Raw genomic sequence first — 22,080 nt, 5'->3', positions numbered from 1 at the left:
GATACCCTCCATTCTCAAAAAAAGAGACAGCCAAACTGAACTGTCCCTTTGATTTTACTATTATTCTACTTCTTCCGGCTCCATACTAAGCATATGGCCTTCCTGACTTCCAATATCGTATTTCTGTCCGTATTCTTTAAAATACTGATAATACTCCGTGCTGTTCGTCGGATAAATCTTGGAATCATGGATATGGATATCTGATCCCGTCTCATCACTCTTCCTCAACGCAACCATAGCACTTGCACAATGTGTTGCAATACGGCAGAAACTGTTGAGGATATCACTGAATACAGTTCCCTCTTCCAGACCGCATTTACCCTGGCTGAGTCGCTCTGCATGGCGCATTTTCAGCACATCACAAAGACCTGTGATCACAGCTCCAAGAGGTGCAACTCTCTGTGCCATCTCTTTATCATCTTTCATAAAAGCATTGCAGGTAATATTAATATCTTCACGGACAGCTTCCATAACAATATTTAATTCATCCCATGCTTCCTGTGAAAAATTCGTATGATTATCGTGCATCTCGCTGGACATATGAGCAATATAAGAAGCATGATCTCCAATACGCTCAAAGTCATTGATGGTATGCAGATACAGGGAAGCCTGTCTTGTCTGAGCAGTATTCATCTCACGCTTTGTAAGCTGGATCAGATACTCGCCAAGACGGCTCTCATATTTATCGATCAGATCCTCCTTACGCTGAACCTTATCATATTTATCCTGCTGATAATCATTCAGAAGATTCATCGCCCTGTTGACATTTTTGCGAAGCTTCTTGGACATACCGTTCATCACACGGTGACACTGCGCGATCGCAAGAGCAGGATAATTAAGAAGACGCTCCTCAAGAAGATCGAAATCAGCCTCATCCTCCAGATCCTCCTGGTTATCTTTAACAAGCCAGCATACCAGCTTCTCGACCTTCGGAATGAACGGGAACAGTACAATAACTGTTGCCAGACGGAACACTGTATTCAAAAGTGCGATTGCTACAGGTGTCATGGTCATATCCATAAATGTAAAGTGTACGATCGCATTAGCTGTATAAAAGACAACTGACCACAGAATCAATCCGAAAAGGTCATTGATCAGATATACAAGAGCTGTTCTTTTACCATTCTTATTAGCTCCGACCGCGGAGATCAGAACCGGACATGCGGCACCAACACCAATACCAAGAACAATCGGAAATGCACTGGCAAATGTCAGGATTCCTGTCACAGAAAGCGCCTGCAGTACACCGACTGTCGCAGAAGCACTCTGAAGTACAGCTGTAAAAGCAATACCAACAAGAATACCAGCAATCGGGTTGGAAAACATCGTAAGCATCTTGATAAATACAGGACTCTCACGCAGCGGAGAAACCGCACCGCTCATCATCTGCATTCCGGTCATCAGAATGGCAAAACCAAGCATGATATTTCCAATATTCTTATGTAAGGTTCGCTTACAGAACATGCGGAAAATAATACCAACTACAGCCACAACAGCTGAGATTGTTGCTGTGGAAAGAATACTTGCGATTCCATTGGATCCTTCAATATAAGAAAGACATAAGATCCAACCTGTGATACTGGTTCCGATATTAGCTCCCATGATAATACCGATCGCCTGTTTCAGCTTCATCATACCGGAGTTTACGAAACCAATTACCATAACCGTCGTCGCAGAAGACGACTGGATCACACTGGTAACACCAGTACCAAGTGCAACACCCTTAAGCGGAGTATTGGTCATCTTATACAGAAAAGCTTCCAGCTTATTACCGGCCGCCAGCTTCAGACCATCGCCCATCAGGGACATTCCAAAAAGAAATAATGATACTCCACATAACAAAGATAAGATCATTGAAAAAATTGCCATAATTTTCTCCTTTGTCATACTCGCATTCTGCCAGCTCGCAGCAGAAGCAGTGTTCTCCCGAAAATGCGATTTTGCATTTTCTTAATCTGGATTTTTCTTATTTTTAACATTTTCCCATTTATTATGCCACATCAATTCCCAGATTACAACAAAAGATTTTGGCTGAAAGAAAAATATTGCAATCACAGGCAGCAAAAACAATAAAGATGTATATATTTATCGTTCCTTTCGCAAAGAAAACGGACCTCCGAAGAAGTCCTTGATCTTATGTTCTATTTACGCCGTTTCGTATTTTTCTTTCAGCCTTTTTGCCTTTCTCGCATCAAGGTCATCTTCTTTCAGAATCCCGGTAAGAGATTCCGTGACACTTTTGCCATCCGGTTTCTGATCATTACTATCAATCTGCTGTTTTTGACTAATTTCCACATCGCTCATATGCAGATTCCTCATCCCAAAAGCCAGTCGATGACATTCACAACTTTTATGCCATCGTAATTTCCGAGTGAAAAACGATCCAGTGTCAGGACAATCTTTTCATAATTATCCTGAATGCTCCGCAGCGGTCTCATCTCTCTCTCAAAAGTTTCTTCCGCCGTCATATCAGCAGTTACCTGATAATAGGTAAGCACACCTTCCTTCTGTGTCACAAAGTCGACCTCAGTAGAACCATATTTTCCGATGTTGACTTTGCTGCCCCTTCGTGAAAGTTCAAGATACACAATGTTCTCAATGGTAAATCCAAGATCATATCGTTTTCTCGGAAGAATGTGGTTTCTGATTCCCATATCTACCATGTAAAACTTATTGTTAACCTTTAAGAGCTGCTTCCCCACAATGTCAAATCGCTCCACAGGATAAAAAATAAAAGACTCTGTCAGGGCTTCCACATAATCGCTGACTGTGTTTTGGGATACTTTTCTACCCGCTGAGGTCAGATAGTCGGTTATACTTTTCATTGACACCGGGCTGCCGATAACGCTTGCCAGATACCTGGCAATTGTCTTTAGTAACGCAATGTCTGTGATTTTTCGTTTTCCACCTTCTTTTTCCCTTCTTGCCTGCCGCTGCTCGATATCTTTTACAATAACGGTATTGTAGGTTCCCTCTAAATACTGATCTATTTTTTCATCCGTGCGGTTCATTACTGCCACATACGGAATTCCACCAGTTTTCATAAACTCTGCAAAAGCTTCCTCTTTTTCCATACCTGTCACCGCCATATACTCACGGAAAGAAAGCGGCAGCATCTTGATCTCTGTGTACCTTCCTGACAAAAGCGTTGCAAGCTCACTTGACAGCATATATGCATTGGAGCCTGTGATATAAACGTCCACATGGTCTCTGATATAAAGGCTGTCAACCACTTTCTCGAATGATGGAACTTCCTGAACCTCATCCAAAAAGATGTATGTCATCTTATCTGCACACAAACGTTCTTTGAGGTAATTGTACAGCTTCATATAATCTTTTAAAGGTTCGTAATCCAGATTTTCAAAATTGATAGAAATAATCTGTTCTGGTGTAACTCCATTCGCTAAGAGTCTCTGCTGATACTGTTCCAGAAGTACAGATTTTCCACAGCGGCGGATTCCGGTCACGACCTTGATCTGCTGCTCGTCTTTCCATGCCCAAAGCTGGTCAAGATATTCTTTTCGTTCAACCATATCTGCATTCCTCCTTTTTTCTCAGTATAGCATATTATACGCAGAACATCAAATTATTTTCCCATTTCGGAAACTTTTATTTTATTCAGTGTAATGTTTTCCAAATTCAGAAACATATTGGATGCGAGGCACAGCCCTTTTTCAGGGCGTGTACCTTTTGGGTGTTGTTATGCGTTGGGGTTGGCTTCCTTCCAAGCCTCGTATTCATCGACCAACTGCCTTTATGGTTTGGTACGATTGCCGTACCGCACTGAAGGCATAAGGAAAAGGCCATATCCCTTATCATCTCAGCCGTGCAGCCAAGCTTTGAACATTGCTTTTTCAGTAGGTGTAGGTCGGGTTGATGTCTTCGGTCAGCGTCTTTTTATCGTGGCAGCTTTTGCAGAGCGACTGCCAGTTGTTCTGATCCCAGAAAAGTTTCTGGTCACCACGGTGTGGAATGATGTGATCCACAACCGTTGCCCGGACGTACTTGCCCTGCTTGGCACACTGCACACAAAGTGGATGAGCTTCCAGATACGACTTTCTGACTTTCTGCCACCGCCTGTTGTATCCACGCTTCGCTGCCGGGCGGGTCACCTCTGGATGGAGAGGCAGGTGCTTCTCACAGTAGAGCCAGCCGGCTTCCACCAGCTCTGGGCAGCCAGGGTGATGGCACGGTGTCTTTGGTCTGTACGGCATTTTTCTTTTTCCTCCTATTGAAATTTGATAGCATTTATGCTGTCATAATATTGAACAAATGAATAAGATAACTTAGGAGACCATACACTAATGAACGATGCTAAAGGAGAACGGTGATTTATGAAAACTTGGAACGATTACAAAGAACACGTAAAAGCAGTCGATTCTGTCATTGCAAAAGACATGGAAGAAACTGAAGAAATCGCAGCCATCGTAACCGCAATGGTCGAGCAGCGAAACGCACTTGGCTTAAGCCAGCGTGATCTTGCTGCCATGTGTGGCATTCCTCAGTCCTCTGTTGCAAGAATTGAATCTTGCAAAACAACTCCTAATCTTGGAACTTTGTTAAACATTTTCCGGCATCTTGGACTGACTCTTACTGTTTCCCAAGCTAGACCAATGGCATGATGCTTAATCATCCGGGAGTGACGGGGCCTTACGGCGTAGAATATCACTCACTTTGAGAGCTTATCCTCGGATAGGCTCTTTTTTACTCCTCCCACGTCAGTTCTGCCTTACCGAAGTGACCGTAAACACTGACCGTAAGACGGATCACAATAGCCGCCAACCGTGTGGTCAAAGATGAGGGATTTTTCCAAGTTGATCTGTTCACAGACACCACCAAACTGGAAAAAGAGAAAAAGCTGCAGAATGCGATGCTGGGTCTCAAGAAGAAGTTCGGCAAGAACGCCGTACTAAAAGAAACCAACTATATGGACGGCGCAACAATGAGGGAAAGAAATCAGCAGATAGAAGGCCATAAGGCCAAGTAAGGAGGGAGAACATGGACTACAAGAACACACCGGAAGGCAGAGCCGTCCAAAGTAAGTATGGCAAAATACTCCATGCTTCCCGCCCGGAACCGCCACATAATCATCCCCGGATGCCGATGTCCAATCGTGCTAAAATCTTCTCTCCATTTGCCGCCTTGCGAGGCTATGAGGATGAGATTGCTTCTGAAGGCAGAGATCATCTCAAAGGAAATAGAATCGAGCTGTCTGAAGAAGGCAAGCAAACTCTGAACCAAAAGATCAGCCAGCTTCGGAAAGGACAAGAGCTCACAATAAAATATTTCACGGACGGCTACTATGAGAATATAGCCGGAATACTGGATGCTGTGGATGCGATAAATAAAGAACTGCGAATTTACACAGGATTTATAAACGATACCGGCAAAGAGCTGCCGACCATTATTGCATTTGAAGATATATTAGAGATTGGGGTGAATATGACTTGAATTACTACTTTTGCGATGCCTGCCGCTACTGCTTCTCTGCAGAGAAGCTACCTGACCGTTGTCCTGACTGTGGAACGGTAGCACACGATAATAAAAAGGTAGTACGGCCGGCGAGTAAAACGGAAATCGAGGAATTGCTCAAAATACAGAAAGAAGATAAGGAGGACACACAAAATGAAAGCACATAAATATTGGTCACTCGGCGCACTTGCCTGCATGGCAGGATGCTTCTACACGGGCTGAAAGAAACTGATGCAGGCTCACAAGTATTTTGCTTGTGGCTCTCTGGTCTGCATGGGCATGGCAATCTACTCAGGCCACAAAATTGCACCGAAGAAGAAAAAAGCTGAAAAGCCTGAAAAATAAGAACACACGCCCTCGCCGCAACAAAGCGAAGGCTTTTTTTGAACTCCAGGAGTTCACTTTATTTCCATCATGAGCCGAATTCCGACTTTCAGGCCTTCCTCAAAAGCGGTCTTCTCCCATGCACAGCACACCGTTCCCTGCCGGTCCGTGATCTTCTCCCAAAGCGGAATCTTATTTCCGACGTAGTCATCTACGAGCCTATCCATTCTATCCAGCCCTCTCAGCCACTCTTCCAGTTCCTTTTCCTTGGCCTTTGCAGTTTTCCCGGCAACTGTGTTCTTCTCTACTGGGTTGTTTTCCGTGTAATGCTCGTAGATCAGATCCAGCAGGTTCTCCACCGGTGGGTAATACTCCGGCTCTGTTTTCTTCAAATACTCCTCCAGCATTTCCTTCAGTTTTTCTATAATGCTACCATCCTTCCCAACTGAGATTCATATTCTCAGTTACGGCACATATTACCGCACACTTCTGTACATAGCAACCTATTTTTTGCGGTCTTTTGGATGCCCCATTTTTTCCTTCACTTCGTCTGGCACATTGATCAGCCCGAATCGATAGAACATTCCGTAGATGTAAGTTACGCCCCGGATATCGCCCAAAGCTTTCGGGCGGTCTACTACATCCCCTTTAATATTCTTCAGCGCCAGCAGCACTGAACTCCACGCTAGACTTTTACTCTTCTCCCGGCGGTCGATCCACAGCTCTTTCGTGTACTCGCCGTTCCTGCCTTTCCGCACCTCATAAGTAAATGGCAATCCAGAGTAGGTTTTGAATTTCACACCAGCATAGGCCAGAACCACTCCCCAGAAACTCTCTTCTGTTGGCTCATCCCTCCACCGCTTCATTGCTCTATATCTCCGCTGCCGCTCTGCTCCTACACTGATTTTCTCTTTTGATGCAGTACTTGGGAAATACACGCCTTTCTGATATGGTAGGTACGAGGTAACAGAGGCTTTGGAAAGTTTCAGGGTGTTTGCAGTTGAGAGTATGGAGGTTTTGTAGTCTTGTGTTTCACGGTATTCTTCAAAAGTGTTTTTTACCTTTTCCGCCACATCCGATTCATACACACCGGCCGTGATGAGGAGCTTTCGTACTTTGATAGGGTTTAGGTTCAGCGCATCGCCGATGGCCTGCAAGGACATCTCAGAATCATAAAGCGCCACAGCAGCAGCAATCTGCTCTTTCAGATTTTTCCCTGCATCGTACTCCGGCTTCAGCTTCTTCCGACCGCCACCAGGTTTTCTTGTTTTCTTCATTTTACTCATGCAGCTCCAGCGGCAGTCCATCCGGGTCATGGAAGAAAGTCATCTTCTTGCCGGTGTAATCATCAACCCGAATCGGCTCGCATTCAATTCCTACCTCCACCAGCTCTTTCACTGTCTGCTCTACGCTATCAACATAGAACGCAAGATGACGTAGCCCGCAGGCTTCCGGGCGGTTCACACGCTTCGGCGGGTTTTCCTCAGCGAAAATCTCCAGCTCTGTGTATTCATTGACACGAAGATCCAACTTCCAGTCCTTACGCTCCGGGCGGTAGTTTTCTCTGATGACAGAAAATCCCAACTTGTTCACATAAAAATCCTTTGCTACTTCGTAGTCAGATACGATAATTGCGATGTGGTGTATTTTTGATAAGTTCATTTTGTGTCACACTCCGTTTCTTTTAATTTTGTTCTTCTTTTATTTTCGTTACAAACTATATAGAACCCCTCAAAATATACCGTGTGAACTCCTGGAGTTCAGTTTGTCCACACGGCGTAGGTTTTATTTCAGCTTCTCAAGAATCTCATCCGCACTCACACCGCTGGCTAATAATATCTTAACCACACTCTCGGCTTCAGCCTTCTTAGCTTCTTCAGCGGCCTTAGCATCTGCCTTTGCCTTCTTCGCTTCCAAAGCTGCCACTTCTTTTTCGGCCTTCTTCAGAGCAGACTTCTTCTCTTTCAGATCAGCCTTCAACGTGTCAATGTTGGCGGTGATGGATGCGATCTCAGCAGTCAGGGAAGTAATAGATTCTTGCTTCTCTGCAATCTGGAATGCGTAGTCTTTGGTAGTATTGGTTTTGGGACGGTTTTTGCTGCCTTTCGTTCTGGGCATAGGTGATAACCTCTTTCCTTTTATAGTTGTTTAAGTATAGCACTGTGTTGGGGTGAGGGCGACCTTACTTCTTGCCTGAAATTTTTTTCTTCTCGCCCTGCAATACCATCTTTTTCACAGTATTGGCCTGTGTATATTGTAGCATTGCTTTCATTCCTTCATCAACGCCACCTCCACCAGTTGCTTTTGAACCGCCACCTATGTTTGACATCTGAGCCATTCTTTTTGCCCCACCATGCAATTTATCCATCGGCGTACCGGTACTAGCTGTGGTTTTGTTAAGCCCATCTACTATTTGCTTTCCTCTTTGGTTAAGAATATTATCTGCTGTCCTTTCCAAAGAAACATTACTTCTTGAAATTGCTTGTGTATTTTTCTGTTTTCTTTGAAACAGTGACAAGATTCCCATAATACACCCCCCTATTCTTTTGGGTAGTATGATTCATTTTCGACTATCTTTTCTCACATCTTCGCCGGTCATAAGATCGTTGCCTGCTGCTCACCACGGAGAGGTGTGGGATTATTTATCGAGCAGCGTAGGGAGCTACCGCTCCCAGTATATCACAGATCAGAGAACAAGTCAGCCTTGTACAGACCATTTTCTAACATTTTTTTGAAGCTGTCCTTTACGGCAGCGACGTCTTCATGGTAGGTCATTCCGTACCAGGTGTCGTTGGTCTTCAGGACCTTCACTGACATCTTTCCCTGCTCCAGCAGTTCGCCGATGAAGATAGGGATCAAATACTCTGCTTTCAGCGGATTGCCCGGGACTTCTTTCTCAAAGAACTCTTTGAAGCCTTCCTCCAACACATCCAGAAAATCAGGAGTCAAACCCCACATATTCATGGATACCAGAGAATTCACATCAACAACCACACCATCTGTCTCTGCCCCATCGGCAGTCTTTACGATGTTCTTGGTCTCCACAACCTCAGTCAAGTTGTTATCCTCGTCCATTTTGCAGATACCACGAGTCACGCCGCCATTATCGGACAGCGTGTTCTTCAGCACAAAGCCTGCCATACAGGACTTACCACCATTCACCAGATACTCGTGTACAGCCTTGAAGCCTTCCTTGCCATAGTAATCATCTGCATTGATCACAATGAATGGGGTATCAATCACATTTTTTGCAGCAAGCACAGCCTGTCCAGTTCCCCACGGCTTTGTACGGCCTGCCGGAAGTTCTCCCGGAATATCGTTGATGTCCTGGAAAGCATAGTCCACAGTTACATTATTAGAAGAGCAAATAGTGGCAATGCGGTCTCCGATGACTTCTTTGAACTCTTTCTCAATATCCTTACGGATGATAAATACCACATGATTGAAACCTGCTTCAATTGCATCATGAATTGAATAGTCCATAATGATATGGTTTGCATCATCGACCGGCTCCAACTGTTTTATTCCTGTTCCAAATCGGCTACCTATTCCGGCGGCCATGATAAGTAATGTTGTTTTCATAATCTCTCCTTCCTATGCTCGTGCTTCTTTGAACGGACAGACTTTCAAACACTGATAGCAACGAACACATTTGCTTTCATCTATCTGCGGATACTCAAAGCCTTCTTCGTCCTCCACCATAGATATAGCTTCTTTCGGACAGATGGCATAACAAGCCGTACAACCGCAGCATTCTTCTTTTCTTTTATATAGTACCGGTACTTCCTTCATCTTTCTTCTCCTGACAATCAAACACAAAATACAAAGAGTAGTCCATATTCTTCATTGTGTTTATGCTCTCTGCCCCCCCCCGATTACTCGGAGTACTTTTTTGATTGTTTTCTTAACTTTTCGTTTGACTTTTGTCATAAAAGAGACCTTAATCGGAGCAGCATATTTTTGTTTAAGTTCTTCAAAACTGATGCTTTGCATATCATCAAAGAATGTATTTCTCTGCATTGGTCTAGCACACGATTTGTATTCAGCCGGGTTACCTCTCACACCATCTTCATAAGATACTTCTTGCAGTTTCATGCTACTTCTAATTTTCTCAAAGGCATCTTTTCCTTTTTCTGTGCGAATGAGCACCAAAGAGGTACCCATGCCATCATTCATATCAGGAGCCACATCATTAATGCCCCAGAAGTCTGCAATTGTCAGATCAGACATTTTTACATTTTTTGCTGTGCATTCATAACAAGAGGGTCTTAAACAATAATCTCTCAAAAACATTTGCATATAGGCATCTTTGTCTTTGAAAATATATAATTTCTTTGTTTCGCCATCTGGAATACTCTTGCAAATTTCTTTCATTCCAAAGTCAGTCCAGCTATCATCCTTGCAGCGAAAGTTAATGCCTTTTAGTTTTCCACCTATCTTTTGTTCCTGATGCTCAGCATACTTTCTCCACAACGCCGGAGAAGGGGCTCCATGACAAATAACATCAACGCAAATCAGATTCTCGTACTCTTTGCCGAGGTAACTTTTAAGGCCATTTACCTGACATCCGGTTCCACTAAAAAGCACAAGCTTTCCTGACATCAAATCCTCTTTGACCGACTTGTATGTATTACCAACTTTCGCCTGCAAATACTTTGAACCACGCAGTTTTGTCAGTTGTTCCTTGCTTGTGACGGAAATAAACTCGGCTGAGTAGCAATCCTCTGCCATGGCAACGCCATATACAACACCCTGCTGTTCCAATACATACTCTGCCAGTGAGGAAAATACCGCGCCAGAAGAACTACTCAATCTAACATCTTTATCCGTATTATAACCGGCATAAACCTTTAACGGTTTCATCCTTAATATCCTCCCCTCTAGTCCAAATATCATATGAACCCTATAAATCGCAATAACTTCTTTTGTTTTTTAAGAATCTTTTGTCCAGCTAATATAATGGCAAAGCTAATAACCGAGGTCATCGCAAATCGCAGGCTCCAATACAAATACCAATCGTCACTCTGTATGAATTTTCCAATTACTGTTAGCACTGCTATGTGAACATAAAAAATTCCATACGAACAGTCACCGATTCTTCCCAGTAGCTTTGTATTTCCGCCTTGCGTATCAGATTGTTTGAACATCCAATCGATTACCGCAACCGAATATAGGAAAGATCCAACAGTAATCTGGCTAGTATAGAATCCCATACTCATGCCAAGTTTTCTCAACGCGAGTGCCTCTACGCAGCTAACTGCCCATGCAATCAAGACTTCCCATCCACTACATTTCAGTTTTAGTCCACATTTTACAGTGATTCCTAGATAATAAAATCCAAACCATGCTGGAAACAGTGTTTCATAAAGGCGTGGCGAAGATCCAGTCGTAAAATTCCACGCATATACATACAGAAGATAGCAGGGCGTAATCAGCCACAAGAGATTTTTAATCGTTTTACTTTCTTTTACAACATGAACAAGCCACGGCGTAATGATTGTAAGTTGAATCAATACGACAATGTAGTAAAAAGGTGTGGCCGATTTTCCAACTATAAATCTGTAAATATATCCGAGCCAATATACCCTCACACCGTGGTGAATATCTTTTGCCAAAGATATTCCACTATAAAACAAAGACCAGATTACAAAGGGTACGCACAGTCGCCCCCCCCCGATTTAAAATCCACTCTTTATAGCTGAAATCCTTATTACAAATCTATTCTATAGGCACGAAGTACCCGGACATAAAGACAAATGCCTCTGATACTTTGCCAATACTCTCTTTTTCTTTCCATTTCATTATTTCCTTAGAATCTTTTTGATTGGTCCCATCACCAGCTGCTTCTCTTCGGCATTCATTCCAAGGAAGTACATTGAGATTCCATATACCCAAGTATAAATAATCGCAAACATCCCAAGTTTAATGAGACCAGTAACATTAGCAAATCTCATAATAAGAATTCCAACAATACCCGGTGCGATTAACGCAGGAATAAATTTAGCAATTTCTTTCCAAAAGTAAAACATATTCATGCCAATGCGAGCATGATAATACCAGTTCATGAAAATAATGTTTCCAGCAATAAGAGAAATTGCTGTTCCAAGTGCAGCACCAGCCGGTCCCATAATCTTAATTAGAGGAATGCTGACAAAAACATTAGCAATAGCGATAAACAGATAAACAATGGATCGCGCTTTATGCATATTCTTTGCACGCTGTATTTCAATACCAAGATTCTGCACCAATGGAACTGTTACCGGGATAATCAGCAATAATGCAACATCATAAGAAGTACTATACCCCTCTCCAGCCCACACTTTTATAAACGGACTCCCTAGGAAAACAAATCCTGACAGAATCAGACCTAATACAATAAACTGAATACGACCAACCTTGGTAAATAGCTTTGTTAGTTGCTCATTATCATCCGATTCAGCCACAATTCGATTTACCTTTGGTACAAACACATTGGAAATCGAAGTAGAAAACTGCAAGTACAGTGTATTAATCTGTCCACCAACACCATAAACTGCTACTGCTGTTGTTCCTGCCAATCGACCAAGAAGAAACTTATCTACGCTCCAATTCACCTGATCAATGATCTGATTCAGGAAGATGAAGAATGTAAACACCCACATTTCCTTCAGCAATCCAATCTGAAGTCCACGGAATTTAAAACTAATATGTAATTTCTTAAAGCAGTAGAACATATTAGACAACAGCAAAAGGAATGTCAAAAAGGTTGTTACGGAAACCATGCCCTTTGATCCATAACCCATAATCAACAAAGGAAGTGTCAAGAATGGGCTGCATAAGTTTTGTAACAAGATCAAGAGCTTTTGAAATAAAAATTTCTCATGAGCAGTTATTGAACAGTTAAACACACTATTCGGAAATGTCATTGCAAGATTTATAATAAGCAATCCCATTAAAATCCTTGCCGTATCGTATTCGCTATCCGTAAGTCCTGTTCCAAAGATGCTTCGTATATTTCCAATCATTACAATTCCACAAAGAATGCATATAACGGAAATCGAGCAGAAGATAATCATGAACATTCCGTTCAATCTTGCTACGCCGTCTTCATCTTTTTGCGCTTTATATCTTGAATAAAAACGAAGATACGAACTGCCAAAGCCCAAGCTAAGCAGGCTCAAATAGGAAACAACCGAATATACTAATTGATATAACCCATACTCGCTTTGTCCCAGAAGGCGAAGCATAATCGGAGTATATACAAGACTTACTAATATTTTAACTAATTCTCCGGCGTATGAAAGAATTACACCAGCTTTACGTTGATCGATTTTTATTGTCATCTCTTTCTACCCATTATTTTTGAAGTGCCTGTTTTAAAAAAACAAGAGAGTGTTCTTTTGCTTTTTCCACAGATTCAGTATTGTATAAGCAATCAGTTCTTTTCTTAACTGCGAGTTCTTGTGGTTTTATCAAACGCTCTGTGGCGTTATATAATTTAAGAATATTATCAATTCTTGTATTCATATTATATGAACCAGAATTGCGACCAAACACCCAAAACTCCTTATTAAATATCAGCGAAAAAACCGTTGCATGAAACGAATCCGTCAAGACGGCTGTTGAATTTTCAATCAGCTTTAAAAAGTCATTAGGAGCAACATTTGTATCCTGAATATCTCCGAACATCTCATCTTCCCGGTCATGCAAATACGGTATCATCACTATCTTACAATTATTTCTTTCCGCATATCTTTGTGATTCCTCAATTTTTTCTTTAGTCAAATTAAGAAAATAGCAAAAGATATAGTTTGTGTATTTTTTCTTAGATGTATCAGCCTTCTTCTTCCAGTATTCATATGGACGCAAAAGAGTAGGATCAAGAACCAATTCTGGTTCTCTGCCGGATATTTTTGAAACCAGTTTCTGTGCTGTTTCTTCTCTAACTGAAACATACTGGAGTTCTTTCAAAAATTCTCCATAGCGTTTTGCTTCATATTTCTTCAATGTTTCTTTACCAAAACTGGCCGCATAAATTATTTTTCTTTTTTTATCATCAACAAAATCAAGAAAAAAAGAAGGGATGTTGTAATCAGGGTTCCATATTTGATCGCTACCGCATACATATTTATCATATACTAACTTTCCGGATTTTAACTGATTGTATGTAATTGGCAAAGATAGTTTCAGTTCCTGATTTCTGTATTTATCAAACGCAGCATGCCTTAGTTTAATACTCTTTTCGACGTCATCGCTTATTTCATTCGTGTTCCTTGCACGATGCAATTTTTGCTTAACCTTATCCATCGTCAAATACCGAATATTTCGTTTGACGCTAAAAGTATTCATTTCCTCCGATGGCTTATAGTTTATTATTTCCACATCACATCCAATTTCCTTTAATGTATCCTGCAATGCAAGTTCCTGTAAAAATCCTCCATAATTGTACATTACAGGATTAAGCGTCAATAAACCAATCATAATTCACACCCCCAAAACATATGGAACCGTAGCATTCACACCATTTAACACATAAAAAAACCACCAATAAAAAAGCATATATCCGATCAAGCAAAATTGTATGATTTTTTTATTTCGTGTTTCATAACAAATAGCAGGAAAAGCAAGCATCTCAAACTGTGAAAAATACATACCAATTCTACCAGCAAAAGAATTCACACTCGTAAACTGAGCTAACAACACGTCAAAAATCATCATTGTGAAATAAAACTGAAAATTTTGAAACGTGCGGTTTTTTCTTTTGGCATATAACATTGCATATAGTAAAATCAAAATTGCTGGCAATCTGCTCAAGATTTGGTTCGGCATAAACATAATGTTTCCACTGATATATCCCACATATTTTGACAAACCAATGGAAGATAATATTTTAGTTGCAATTCCCGTACCGACAACAATCACAAATCCAACGAGTATAACTACCATCATATTTATATTTTTGCGCTGTTCGTCATGTACACTTTCGCTTACATCCACTTTTTTCTCTGCATTTACATAGTTGTAAATAAAGTAAATCAATATTCCTATAACAGCACTTGTATGAAACAACACCGCTACAATGGTAAAGAAACAGCACATCTTATTGTTTTTATTCTCAAAAAAAGTAAAAGCCAAAAAAATAAAAGCCATTGCAATTGATTGTCTCATCAAATTCAGTGACGAATTAAAAAACATAAAATAATATGTTAGAATCCCTACCCAGCACAGGCTATTTTGTGTTTGATTATTTTTATATAAAGAATAACAAATTGGAACAATCACCAATCCTTGAATAACGAACTGAACTGCATATATATTCCTAAACAGCTTTGCAACAATATATACAGTCGTGCTAAAACCTATTTCATAATCTGATACATAAAGATTTCGCCAAATCATAAACCATCTTGTCGTCATGTAATCAGAAAAATTTTCCGCAGAAATTGCCGCATCGGTCATTTGCGAAAGATAGGTTTGCACATCTGTTCCAATGCATTTGTCACGCAAGCCTGCAATTAAGCAAGGTATTAGAAGTGCAACTAAAATCAAAACGAATCTCTGATTCTTTTTGATTACATTTGTTGCTTTAATAATTAATGTTGAAACAAAAAATCCTATTAAATATACGCTCACACTTTTCTCCCATTCTATCTTTTCAGAGCCTGTTTGAGGTTAACAATTGCTCTCATTGCAGTCCACCTTTTTTCCTTGAGCAGTATATAATACAATTTTCTTTTTACACTTGTACAATCGCATATATCAAGCTCATCGAATAGGCCATACTCGTCTATTACGTTGAATAGTCCTTTTCTTATGTTTGCACTCAAGCGTTTTGCCTTTATTAAAATAAAACAATCCTGAACAATTTCAACTGTTGTGATACTTTTCTTCTCTTTTATCAATTTTTGAGCTGTTTCCGTGTCACATTTCTCGTGAATGAGATTTTCTAATTCTTTTTCTCCCTCAAACAAATAGAGCCATCGCTTTATTGGATCATCCACAACTCTTGGAGCAAGCCGTGGTATATAATAATAAATGTATCCATAAATTGGAATACACTGTATCGTAACAATATGCTGCATTAAGCATGTGTTAAACAAAGCATCCTCTCCAGATAACATCCCTGTTTTGAACTGAACATCATACTTTTTCAGGATATCTCGTTTGATGAATTTTGCCCAACATTCACAGAGTTCTTTGCTTTCCGCACGCAACTGTAAAACATATCCATAGTCTACATTAAAGATATCCTCATTGCTATGGAATATGTCTTTTTCAACAATTGTCCGATAAAATTCTTTTTTCTTTTCAATATCTTTTACTTTTATACCACACAGAACCCAATCAGCAACAATTTTGTCACAATTATTGTTCAAATATTCAACAAATTCCGTCGATATTTCATCATCAGCATCTAAAAACAAAATATACTTTCCGCAACTTTTCTCTATACCAAAATTTCTTGCCGAACTCACGCCTCCATTCTCTTTTTTTACAAACTTTATTACGGCAGAATCTTTTATATAATTTTCACACTCATACGAAATGTCATCGTCTGATCCATCGTCCACTACCACAATTTCATGGGGAATCGTTATGCCAGTCATACTATCAATGCATCTCTTAAATTCACAAAAAACCGGATTGTATAGCGGTATAATAATACTTAAAAAAAATTTTTGACGCTCCATTAGCTCTTTCATCATCTCAATTCTTTATACATTTATTACTTTATACTACTTGTGGGTAGGACAAGTAAACTATAATTCAGTTTACCCCCCCCCTAATAATTTTAAGTTTTAATAATAGCTGTTTTACATCTTGACGTAAACATTGTTTTGGAAGTTGCTGAAATACAAGTCTGTTGAATTTTCCCTTTTGCAATTTTTTAAAGAACACATCTCTTCCTTTCGGAAGATCTGACGGGTGCTCCAACTGATGATTATTAGCTACAGCTTTAGTCAAATCGACACTCTGCAAATGTATATCTGCCATTTGAAGCAATTCACTTCCTTTATCTGTCATCGACAGAACAAGAGAAATGCCTTTTTTTTGCTCCTCTATTGACAGCTCACTTCCCCACGAATCGCCCAAAGTCAAATCCGATGCTCTTGATATCTTTGCGTATTGACAGCTATAGCAGTTTTCCGTATATGTTAACGAGTTCAAAAATGCAATCGAGTACTTATCGCTCACGCCATTTGTGATGATACCTTTATAATCGCCATAAACCATAAATTTTGCTTTAACTCTGAATTGTATGTCTTGCAGAGCATCCAGTTCAAAATTATACTGGTTTAAAAACTTGTCCAAGAGTTTTGGCGATGGTGTACCATGACATATCAAATCTATTGTATAAAGATTTTCTCCAAGTTTCTCTCCTACAAATTTTTTTAATGCCGCCACTTGGCACGGCAATGCAATAAACAGCACTTTCTGACTGCTTTTCAGTTTTTCTGTTACGCTCTTGTAAATGCCCTCTGGATTGCTCTTAACGTACTTCGATCCAACAAATTTCTGTAGTTCATCAGTCTTTTCAGCAAATTCAAAGCCAAACTTTCCATTTCTAAAGCAACAGCTGCAAACTACGCCGCCATTGATTACAAACGCAGAAGAAATTGCAGTAGCCAGTCCACCAGACGAACACTTTTTTCTGTCTTCCTGATTATTCGTCCATCCCTGATACCATTCAATCGGTTTCCTGCTCAATACCGGATTATTTTGTTGACATACGCCATAGCATTTATTGCATTTTATGCATTTATCTTCTTTAATAATTGCGTTATAGGAAGACAATCTGTCCTTGATTTCAATCGCTTTTTTCGGACAACCTTCTACACATGCCATACAACCCGTACATTTATTTAATTCGCAAACTGTTTTCAAGTCATTCTCCATGATACCTCTAATTTATTCCTCAATCATTTTTTTTAGAATTTCTAAAGATTCTATCCTTTTTTCTTTTAACACTTCATTTGCTTCAGTAAAGTCAACCTTGTTTTTTGCTAATTGAATATCTTCCTCGTCACGAAGTATCCTATGTGAGAGCCCTGTCATACGGAGAATACTCATATTTCGAGTTCCCGTATTATTATTGGGAAGTACCTCCACAAATGGCGTGTTGAAATTGATTGCAAAAGCTGTTCCGTGAAAAGAATCCGTTATCATGCAAGTCGCATTTTTTATATACGAAAGGAATTGCCCCATCTCTGGACACCAGACAAACTTGCCCTCTCTAGTAATTTGATGAAATGATGCAGAAATTCTAACAAGTGGCAAATTCATTTCATCTGCTACGCGTTTTGCATATCGTCCCAACTTTTCATCATTATGAAGCTGATATACAAGCACATAGTTTTCGATTTTAATAGGTGATAAATACTTATTCCAAAAAGAGGCACCCAACAATAATGTTGGATCAATTACTTGGTATGCGTCCATACCAAATTCTTTTATTATTGTAACAGCACTATCTTCTCGAACCGCAATATATTCATATCTGCTCAGCCATTTTCTATAATATTGCTTTAATTCTGCGGTCATCTCGGTATGTCCAAAACTCGCAGCATACGCAACTCTTTTATCAGTATCTTTGGTAAAGGACAAGCAATAACTACTATCATACGATCCATTTTCTGTTGGTCCCCAAACCTGATCACTTCCTGTCATATACACATCGGCCGAAGGTATATTGTTGGAAAGTTGCTCTAAAGTATGATACCGTTCTGTCAGTTTTAAGTACTTTCTTTGAGCTTTTTCAAATCTTTTTCCCGCTAAAACACTCTCTGGCTGACGTAAAAGAAGATACAGTGTTCTCTTTATCAGATTGTTATTCCACCCCGGCTTACGCTTTAAAATAGTTTTTTCATGCTGGGAATAATGTTCGTCATCTCTTATATAATCAATGATTTCACAGCAATGCCCCATATTTTCCACTACCGTCTGCGTAGCCAAAGCCTGCAAAAGCGAGCCATAATTCGTTATCGCGTGTCTAGTAATAACAGCTACTTTCATGATTCCTCCTTACTCCTTCATCCTTTTGGTAAACTCCAGCCGCTTTAAATACAGTTTCCTTGTGTCTGCAATCTTTTTTGGCAGAGCTTCATGCTACAATAGACCCTTATTCGGATACAGAAAGAACTCTAACCATTTTGTTTTCTTCATAATCCACGCAGCTACAATCGGTCCTGCAAAACTGATTCCAAGTCCTAGTGCAATATGAATTGCTGCATTCGTAACACCTATCTTCAGCAGAACAGATCTCATCGGTGCCGCAAATAACGTGTGCATCAGGAAAATTGGCATAGTGTACTTTGCAAAAAATCCCATAGCTTTCCCAGATTTTTCTTCGTATGTTGCCACTAAAAGAATTACTGCGGTGCAAGCCATCAATCCCAGTACAAATGACACTGCTTAATTCTGGACATTAGCCATGTGTACCACAATACTCAGTCCAAGGAACAATAAACCAATCACCGTTCCTTGCAATTTCTTTCCTCGTATCTGCACATCAAATACACAGATACTCATTCCTATTACAAACCAAATTTCGTTTGTGAGAACGGTCGATACGGCGTATATCCCTATACCCCCTAAAATGAGGAGCTTTGCCGTAAATGCAACAATTAATCCTACAGCAGCCATTTTCACATTCGTGAATGTCGGTGTGATGAGAAAGATAAAGAACAATGCATACAGATACCAATACGGCGCAGTAGGATGAAGCAACAACGTATCACCTAAACCGCCAATCTGATCATTCACACTGCCAGAGAATACTGTTTTCAATACCCATGTGGCTGTCGAGAACGTCACATATGGTACACCGAGTGCCAGTGCCTTCTTTGCCATATTCTTTTTCCAGCTTTTAAAACCCTTTACCTTGCTGTACTTTTGATAAAGGTATCCGCTACAAATAAAGAACAGCGGCACATGAAAGTAGTAAATCGTCGTGTTGAACCATTTATACAAGTCATTCTCCGGCAGGATATTTGCCTTCGTCATGCTCTGAAAGAAATGTCCCAATACGACCAATATGCAGGCGATGACCTTTACATCATCAACCCATTTTTCTCTGACTTTTACCGCTGTCTTTTCACTCATTACTTCGTCTCCATCTGCTGTGCAATATCAGCATCCACGATTTCCTCACCGGTCTTATGCTTCAGCTGCTCTTTACTTGCCTCACTCAGACCGTTGTTGATTACACAGTTCATATCGCAGGTGCTGCACTTGTCCAGGTCTTCCTTAGTGACTTTGCCATCACGATAATCACGGCAAATCTTCAGCTCATACATGCTGTACGGATGCTTGGTGAACAGTGCCTTGAACTTGTGTACCAGAACCCAGGTAGCAGGTTTCCAGATGTACTTGTGCATAGCCGGAGAAACAGAACCGATCATCCAGCAGTCACGGTCACAGCAACGAACCTTTGCACGAACCTTCTCAGCCTCCGGGCTGTTCCACAGCTCATCCCAGGTCTGATTGTTCAGGTTGCCCATAACCTCTTTATCCTTGGTACCATTGCAAGGCATAACATCGCCATACGGATCGATGAAGAAGGTGTCGAAACTCATGTCGCAAGGCAGCAGACGCTTCTGGCCATAGATGTAGTTAATCAGGCCGTGGTTAAAGTAAGCGCGGAACCACTTCTTCGGGCTGTTGCTACGGAGCAGTTCGTTAACCAGATTTTCAAAGTTCTTAGCAACCATCGGACGGTCATGGATGATATTCTTCGCTTCAACAAAGTAGAAGCTGTTGTGCAGAGAGGCAGTCGCAAACTCCATGCCCATCTCATCGGAGATCTTGTACAGCGGAACCAGGTCAGGAGCATTCTTGTCCTGAACGGTCATACCGAAGCCAACGTCCTTCATGCCCATCTCACGCAGCTTTTTCAGCGTGCCGTAACCACGCTGGTAGCCGTTCTGCAGGCCGCGGATTTCATTGTTGGTCTGCTCCAGACCCTCAATGGAAATACGGATACCGATCTGCGGGAACTCCTTGCACAGGTCAACGATACGGTCGGTGAAGAAACCATTCGTGGAAATAACGATACGGTCAGACTTCTTGTACAGTTCACGCACGATATCTTTCAGGTCAGTACGGATGAACGGCTCACCGCCGGTGATATTGGTAAAGTACATCTTCGGCAGCTTCTTAATAGTTTCGATGCTGATTTCCTCTTCCGGCTTGGAAGGTGCCTTATAACGATTGCACATGGAGCAACGAGCGTTGCAGCGGTAAGTGACGATGACCGTACCATTTAACTTCTTTTCTTCAGACATGATTAACTCTCCTAACTCTCTCTTTTAAGAATGTTTCGACTTTATTTAAGAACCACTTGGCACATACCGAAAACACAACCGAACCACAGATGACTGCAACAGCTGTGAAGATATATGCCAGCAGACCATTTTCAAATAGATGAACAAGGTGTAGCTTCTCAAGCACACGATAAATTACCATGTGGCACAGATAAATCTCGAAGCTGATACCACCGAGGAACTTGGCAACCGGATTGACCAGTCCCCCCCCCCGTTCTACAACCGAGGGTATAGATCAGTGCTGCTACACAGAAGAACAGCATCGTGAGCGTATTGTCACCTAAAGCAAAATAAGCAACTGTGGCAATCAGCAGAATTGCCGCGGCAACAATCTTGTACTTCGATGCAAACTCGGCCAGCTCTTTCCGATAGAGGAAGATCAGACCGCCTGCGATAAAATAAATTGCATCGTAGACGATATTAGTCCTCCCTGCTTTGAAGTAATTAGTGCATAACCAGTTAAACAACAGTGCTACAACCGCCACACTCCACGCTCTTTTCTTATTTCTAATCAGGAAGCAGAAGAACGGGAACAGCATGTAGAACACAAAGATAACTGCCAGTGTCCAGCTCACACCAATGACCGAAATCTTCACATTCGGCAGAAGTCCCTGACACAAAGTTAGGTTTGCAAAAACCTCAAACATGGATACCTTGCTCGGCGAAATCACAAAGTCTAACGCACAAAGCAGTGCAAAGTACGGCCATATTTTGATGTACCGTTTCTTGTAGAAATCTTCTACGCTAATCTTCTGGTCAATAATTTTCTGGTAATAGCCGCAGCACATTCCAAAGCCGCTGACCATCATAAAAAGGAAAACGAGGTTTGTGAATGATGGTATTAGCCGTTCAAACACAAATCCTCCTATCCCATACTCTCCATTTGCGAGGACGTGCATCAGTGCAATGCCAATGATGGCATATGCCTTCAAACCGTCAATTCCCTCATATCGATCCGCTTTTATAGCCACAAATTCTCTCC

At 41.0% G+C, this 22,080-nt stretch carries 27 protein-coding genes and 1 pseudogene; 4 read left to right on the top strand and 24 right to left on the bottom strand.

The annotated features are described in order from the left end of the window. Nucleotides 1-60 precede the first annotated feature (60 nt). The 4 genes from AC04Q4_RS02410 to AC04Q4_RS02395 all read right to left on the bottom strand — a co-directional run bounded on the left by AC04Q4_RS02410 (nt 61) and on the right by AC04Q4_RS02395 (nt 4,214). Nucleotides 61-1,869: a Na/Pi symporter gene (locus AC04Q4_RS02410; RefSeq protein WP_476388417.1), complete on the bottom strand. Its 1,809-nt coding sequence runs from the start codon at nt 1,867-1,869 to the stop codon at nt 61-63. Nucleotides 1,870-2,145: 276 nt separating this feature from the next. Continuing rightward, nucleotides 2,146-2,304, bottom strand: a complete 159-nt coding sequence (locus AC04Q4_RS02405; protein ID WP_177295953.1) for a hypothetical protein — start codon at nt 2,302-2,304, stop codon at nt 2,146-2,148. Between the two features lie 11 nt (nt 2,305-2,315). Further along, complete coding sequence (locus AC04Q4_RS02400; protein ID WP_476388416.1) at nt 2,316-3,533, bottom strand: AAA family ATPase; 1,218 nt, start codon at nt 3,531-3,533, stop codon at nt 2,316-2,318. A gap of 321 nt (nt 3,534-3,854) precedes the next feature. Next, a complete protein-coding gene (locus AC04Q4_RS02395; protein WP_173737048.1) occupies nt 3,855-4,214 on the bottom strand; it encodes an HNH endonuclease in 360 nt (119 codons plus the stop codon). 120 nt (nt 4,215-4,334) lie between these two features. On the opposite strand from AC04Q4_RS02395, the gene AC04Q4_RS02390 reads away from it, so the two are divergent. From AC04Q4_RS02390 to AC04Q4_RS02375, 4 genes and pseudogenes are all read left to right on the top strand, one after another. Next, entirely contained in the window at nt 4,335-4,622 is a 288-nt protein-coding gene (locus AC04Q4_RS02390) for a helix-turn-helix domain-containing protein (protein WP_173737049.1), read from the top strand. 164 nt (nt 4,623-4,786) lie between these two features. After that, entirely contained in the window at nt 4,787-4,987 is a 201-nt protein-coding gene (locus AC04Q4_RS02385; RefSeq protein ID WP_243873805.1) for a hypothetical protein, read from the top strand. Nucleotides 4,988-4,998: 11 nt separating this feature from the next. After that, complete coding sequence (locus AC04Q4_RS02380; protein ID WP_173737050.1) at nt 4,999-5,451, top strand: YolD-like family protein; 453 nt, start codon at nt 4,999-5,001, stop codon at nt 5,449-5,451. 174 nt (nt 5,452-5,625) lie between these two features. Beyond that, nucleotides 5,626-5,817 (top strand): annotated as a pseudogene (locus AC04Q4_RS02375) (DUF6219 family protein). Nucleotides 5,818-5,870: 53 nt separating this feature from the next. Here AC04Q4_RS02375 and AC04Q4_RS02370 read toward each other — a convergent pair. From AC04Q4_RS02370 to AC04Q4_RS02275, 20 genes are all read right to left on the bottom strand, one after another. Beyond that, on the bottom strand, nt 5,871-6,188 hold the full coding sequence (locus tag AC04Q4_RS02370; protein ID WP_476388415.1) for a hypothetical protein: 318 nt from the start codon (nt 6,186-6,188) through the stop codon (nt 5,871-5,873). Nucleotides 6,189-6,299: 111 nt separating this feature from the next. Continuing rightward, the gene (locus AC04Q4_RS02365) at nt 6,300-7,073 is read right to left on the bottom strand and encodes a hypothetical protein (protein WP_476388414.1); all 774 of its coding nucleotides are present in this window, start codon (nt 7,071-7,073) and stop codon (nt 6,300-6,302) included. Between the two features lies 1 nt (nt 7,074). Continuing rightward, nucleotides 7,075-7,458 carry an SMU1112c/YaeR family gloxylase I-like metalloprotein gene (gene gloA2 / locus AC04Q4_RS02360; RefSeq protein WP_476388413.1) on the bottom strand — a complete coding sequence of 128 codons (384 nt, stop codon included), beginning with the start codon at nt 7,456-7,458 and terminating at the stop codon, nt 7,075-7,077. A gap of 123 nt (nt 7,459-7,581) precedes the next feature. Further along, nucleotides 7,582-7,914 carry a hypothetical protein gene (locus AC04Q4_RS02355; protein WP_476388412.1) on the bottom strand — a complete coding sequence of 111 codons (333 nt, stop codon included), beginning with the start codon at nt 7,912-7,914 and terminating at the stop codon, nt 7,582-7,584. A 64-nt stretch (nt 7,915-7,978) separates the two neighbouring features. Next, a complete protein-coding gene (locus AC04Q4_RS02350; RefSeq protein WP_476388411.1) occupies nt 7,979-8,323 on the bottom strand; it encodes a hypothetical protein in 345 nt (114 codons plus the stop codon). Nucleotides 8,324-8,475: 152 nt separating this feature from the next. Next, nucleotides 8,476-9,378 carry a sugar phosphate nucleotidyltransferase gene (locus AC04Q4_RS02345; protein WP_476388410.1) on the bottom strand — a complete coding sequence of 301 codons (903 nt, stop codon included), beginning with the start codon at nt 9,376-9,378 and terminating at the stop codon, nt 8,476-8,478. Nucleotides 9,379-9,390: 12 nt separating this feature from the next. Further along, the gene (locus AC04Q4_RS02340; protein WP_476388409.1) at nt 9,391-9,588 is read right to left on the bottom strand and encodes a 4Fe-4S dicluster domain-containing protein; all 198 of its coding nucleotides are present in this window, start codon (nt 9,586-9,588) and stop codon (nt 9,391-9,393) included. A 60-nt stretch (nt 9,589-9,648) separates the two neighbouring features. Next, the gene (locus AC04Q4_RS02335) at nt 9,649-10,659 is read right to left on the bottom strand and encodes a Coenzyme F420 hydrogenase/dehydrogenase, beta subunit C-terminal domain (RefSeq protein WP_476388408.1); all 1,011 of its coding nucleotides are present in this window, start codon (nt 10,657-10,659) and stop codon (nt 9,649-9,651) included. A gap of 29 nt (nt 10,660-10,688) precedes the next feature. Next, nucleotides 10,689-11,459, bottom strand: a complete 771-nt coding sequence (locus tag AC04Q4_RS02330) for an acyltransferase family protein (RefSeq protein WP_476389076.1) — start codon at nt 11,457-11,459, stop codon at nt 10,689-10,691. Nucleotides 11,460-11,597: 138 nt separating this feature from the next. After that, on the bottom strand, nt 11,598-13,118 hold the full coding sequence (locus AC04Q4_RS02325; protein ID WP_476388407.1) for an oligosaccharide flippase family protein: 1,521 nt from the start codon (nt 13,116-13,118) through the stop codon (nt 11,598-11,600). 13 nt (nt 13,119-13,131) lie between these two features. Beyond that, the gene (locus AC04Q4_RS02320) at nt 13,132-14,256 is read right to left on the bottom strand and encodes a polysaccharide pyruvyl transferase family protein (protein WP_476388406.1); all 1,125 of its coding nucleotides are present in this window, start codon (nt 14,254-14,256) and stop codon (nt 13,132-13,134) included. Between the two features lie 3 nt (nt 14,257-14,259). Continuing rightward, on the bottom strand, nt 14,260-15,408 hold the full coding sequence (locus AC04Q4_RS02315) for an EpsG family protein (protein ID WP_476388405.1): 1,149 nt from the start codon (nt 15,406-15,408) through the stop codon (nt 14,260-14,262). 14 nt (nt 15,409-15,422) lie between these two features. Further along, a complete protein-coding gene (locus AC04Q4_RS02310) occupies nt 15,423-16,466 on the bottom strand; it encodes a glycosyltransferase (protein WP_476388404.1) in 1,044 nt (347 codons plus the stop codon). A gap of 76 nt (nt 16,467-16,542) precedes the next feature. After that, a complete protein-coding gene (locus tag AC04Q4_RS02305; RefSeq protein WP_476388403.1) occupies nt 16,543-17,673 on the bottom strand; it encodes a Coenzyme F420 hydrogenase/dehydrogenase, beta subunit C-terminal domain in 1,131 nt (376 codons plus the stop codon). A 12-nt stretch (nt 17,674-17,685) separates the two neighbouring features. After that, on the bottom strand, nt 17,686-18,789 hold the full coding sequence (locus AC04Q4_RS02300) for a polysaccharide pyruvyl transferase family protein (RefSeq protein WP_476388402.1): 1,104 nt from the start codon (nt 18,787-18,789) through the stop codon (nt 17,686-17,688). Between the two features lie 93 nt (nt 18,790-18,882). Beyond that, nucleotides 18,883-19,137 carry a hypothetical protein gene (locus tag AC04Q4_RS02295; RefSeq protein WP_476388401.1) on the bottom strand — a complete coding sequence of 85 codons (255 nt, stop codon included), beginning with the start codon at nt 19,135-19,137 and terminating at the stop codon, nt 18,883-18,885. 51 nt (nt 19,138-19,188) lie between these two features. After that, nucleotides 19,189-19,878, bottom strand: coding sequence for an acyltransferase family protein (locus AC04Q4_RS02290; RefSeq protein ID WP_476388400.1), 690 nt, complete (start codon nt 19,876-19,878; stop codon nt 19,189-19,191). Then, nucleotides 19,878-21,059, bottom strand: a complete 1,182-nt coding sequence (locus AC04Q4_RS02285; protein WP_055145751.1) for a radical SAM protein — start codon at nt 21,057-21,059, stop codon at nt 19,878-19,880. The genes AC04Q4_RS02290 and AC04Q4_RS02285 overlap by 1 nt, the downstream gene beginning before the upstream one ends. After that, nucleotides 21,052-21,240 carry a hypothetical protein gene (locus tag AC04Q4_RS02280; protein WP_476388399.1) on the bottom strand — a complete coding sequence of 63 codons (189 nt, stop codon included), beginning with the start codon at nt 21,238-21,240 and terminating at the stop codon, nt 21,052-21,054. Before AC04Q4_RS02280 ends, AC04Q4_RS02285 begins: the two co-directional genes overlap by 8 nt. Further along, nucleotides 21,218-22,069 carry an acyltransferase family protein gene (locus tag AC04Q4_RS02275; protein ID WP_476388398.1) on the bottom strand — a complete coding sequence of 284 codons (852 nt, stop codon included), beginning with the start codon at nt 22,067-22,069 and terminating at the stop codon, nt 21,218-21,220. The genes AC04Q4_RS02280 and AC04Q4_RS02275 overlap by 23 nt, the downstream gene beginning before the upstream one ends. Between the last annotated feature and the right edge of the window lie 11 nt (nt 22,070-22,080).

The sequence above is a fragment of the Blautia sp. HA8986 genome, from assembly GCF_056504635.1.
Note: the sequence above shows the minus strand (reverse complement) of the source record. Positions and strands in the feature narration are given on the sequence as shown.

Coding starts and splice junctions, on each gene's coding strand:
- AC04Q4_RS02400 (WP_476388416.1), bottom strand. CDS start 3,533: ATGGTTGAACGAAAAGAATATCTTGACCAGCTTTGGGCATGGAAAGAC.
- AC04Q4_RS02365 (WP_476388414.1), bottom strand. CDS start 7,073: ATGAAGAAAACAAGAAAACCTGGTGGCGGTCGGAAGAAGCTGAAGCCG.
- AC04Q4_RS02380 (WP_173737050.1), top strand. CDS start 4,999: ATGGACTACAAGAACACACCGGAAGGCAGAGCCGTCCAAAGTAAGTAT.
- AC04Q4_RS02410 (WP_476388417.1), bottom strand. CDS start 1,869: ATGGCAATTTTTTCAATGATCTTATCTTTGTTATGTGGAGTATCATTA.
- AC04Q4_RS02390 (WP_173737049.1), top strand. CDS start 4,335: ATGAAAACTTGGAACGATTACAAAGAACACGTAAAAGCAGTCGATTCT.
- AC04Q4_RS02405 (WP_177295953.1), bottom strand. CDS start 2,304: ATGAGCGATGTGGAAATTAGTCAAAAACAGCAGATTGATAGTAATGAT.
- AC04Q4_RS02355 (WP_476388412.1), bottom strand. CDS start 7,914: ATGCCCAGAACGAAAGGCAGCAAAAACCGTCCCAAAACCAATACTACC.
- AC04Q4_RS02325 (WP_476388407.1), bottom strand. CDS start 13,118: ATGACAATAAAAATCGATCAACGTAAAGCTGGTGTAATTCTTTCATAC.
- AC04Q4_RS02310 (WP_476388404.1), bottom strand. CDS start 16,466: ATGGAGCGTCAAAAATTTTTTTTAAGTATTATTATACCGCTATACAAT.
- AC04Q4_RS02280 (WP_476388399.1), bottom strand. CDS start 21,240: ATGGTAATTTATCGTGTGCTTGAGAAGCTACACCTTGTTCATCTATTT.
- gloA2 (WP_476388413.1), bottom strand. CDS start 7,458: ATGAACTTATCAAAAATACACCACATCGCAATTATCGTATCTGACTAC.
- AC04Q4_RS02340 (WP_476388409.1), bottom strand. CDS start 9,588: ATGAAGGAAGTACCGGTACTATATAAAAGAAAAGAAGAATGCTGCGGT.
- AC04Q4_RS02305 (WP_476388403.1), bottom strand. CDS start 17,673: ATGGAGAATGACTTGAAAACAGTTTGCGAATTAAATAAATGTACGGGT.
- AC04Q4_RS02335 (WP_476388408.1), bottom strand. CDS start 10,659: ATGAAACCGTTAAAGGTTTATGCCGGTTATAATACGGATAAAGATGTT.
- AC04Q4_RS02285 (WP_055145751.1), bottom strand. CDS start 21,059: ATGTCTGAAGAAAAGAAGTTAAATGGTACGGTCATCGTCACTTACCGC.
- AC04Q4_RS02300 (WP_476388402.1), bottom strand. CDS start 18,789: ATGAAAGTAGCTGTTATTACTAGACACGCGATAACGAATTATGGCTCG.
- AC04Q4_RS02290 (WP_476388400.1), bottom strand. CDS start 19,878: ATGAGTGAAAAGACAGCGGTAAAAGTCAGAGAAAAATGGGTTGATGAT.
- AC04Q4_RS02345 (WP_476388410.1), bottom strand. CDS start 9,378: ATGAAAACAACATTACTTATCATGGCCGCCGGAATAGGTAGCCGATTT.
- AC04Q4_RS02350 (WP_476388411.1), bottom strand. CDS start 8,323: ATGGGAATCTTGTCACTGTTTCAAAGAAAACAGAAAAATACACAAGCA.
- AC04Q4_RS02395 (WP_173737048.1), bottom strand. CDS start 4,214: ATGCCGTACAGACCAAAGACACCGTGCCATCACCCTGGCTGCCCAGAG.
- AC04Q4_RS02320 (WP_476388406.1), bottom strand. CDS start 14,256: ATGATTGGTTTATTGACGCTTAATCCTGTAATGTACAATTATGGAGGA.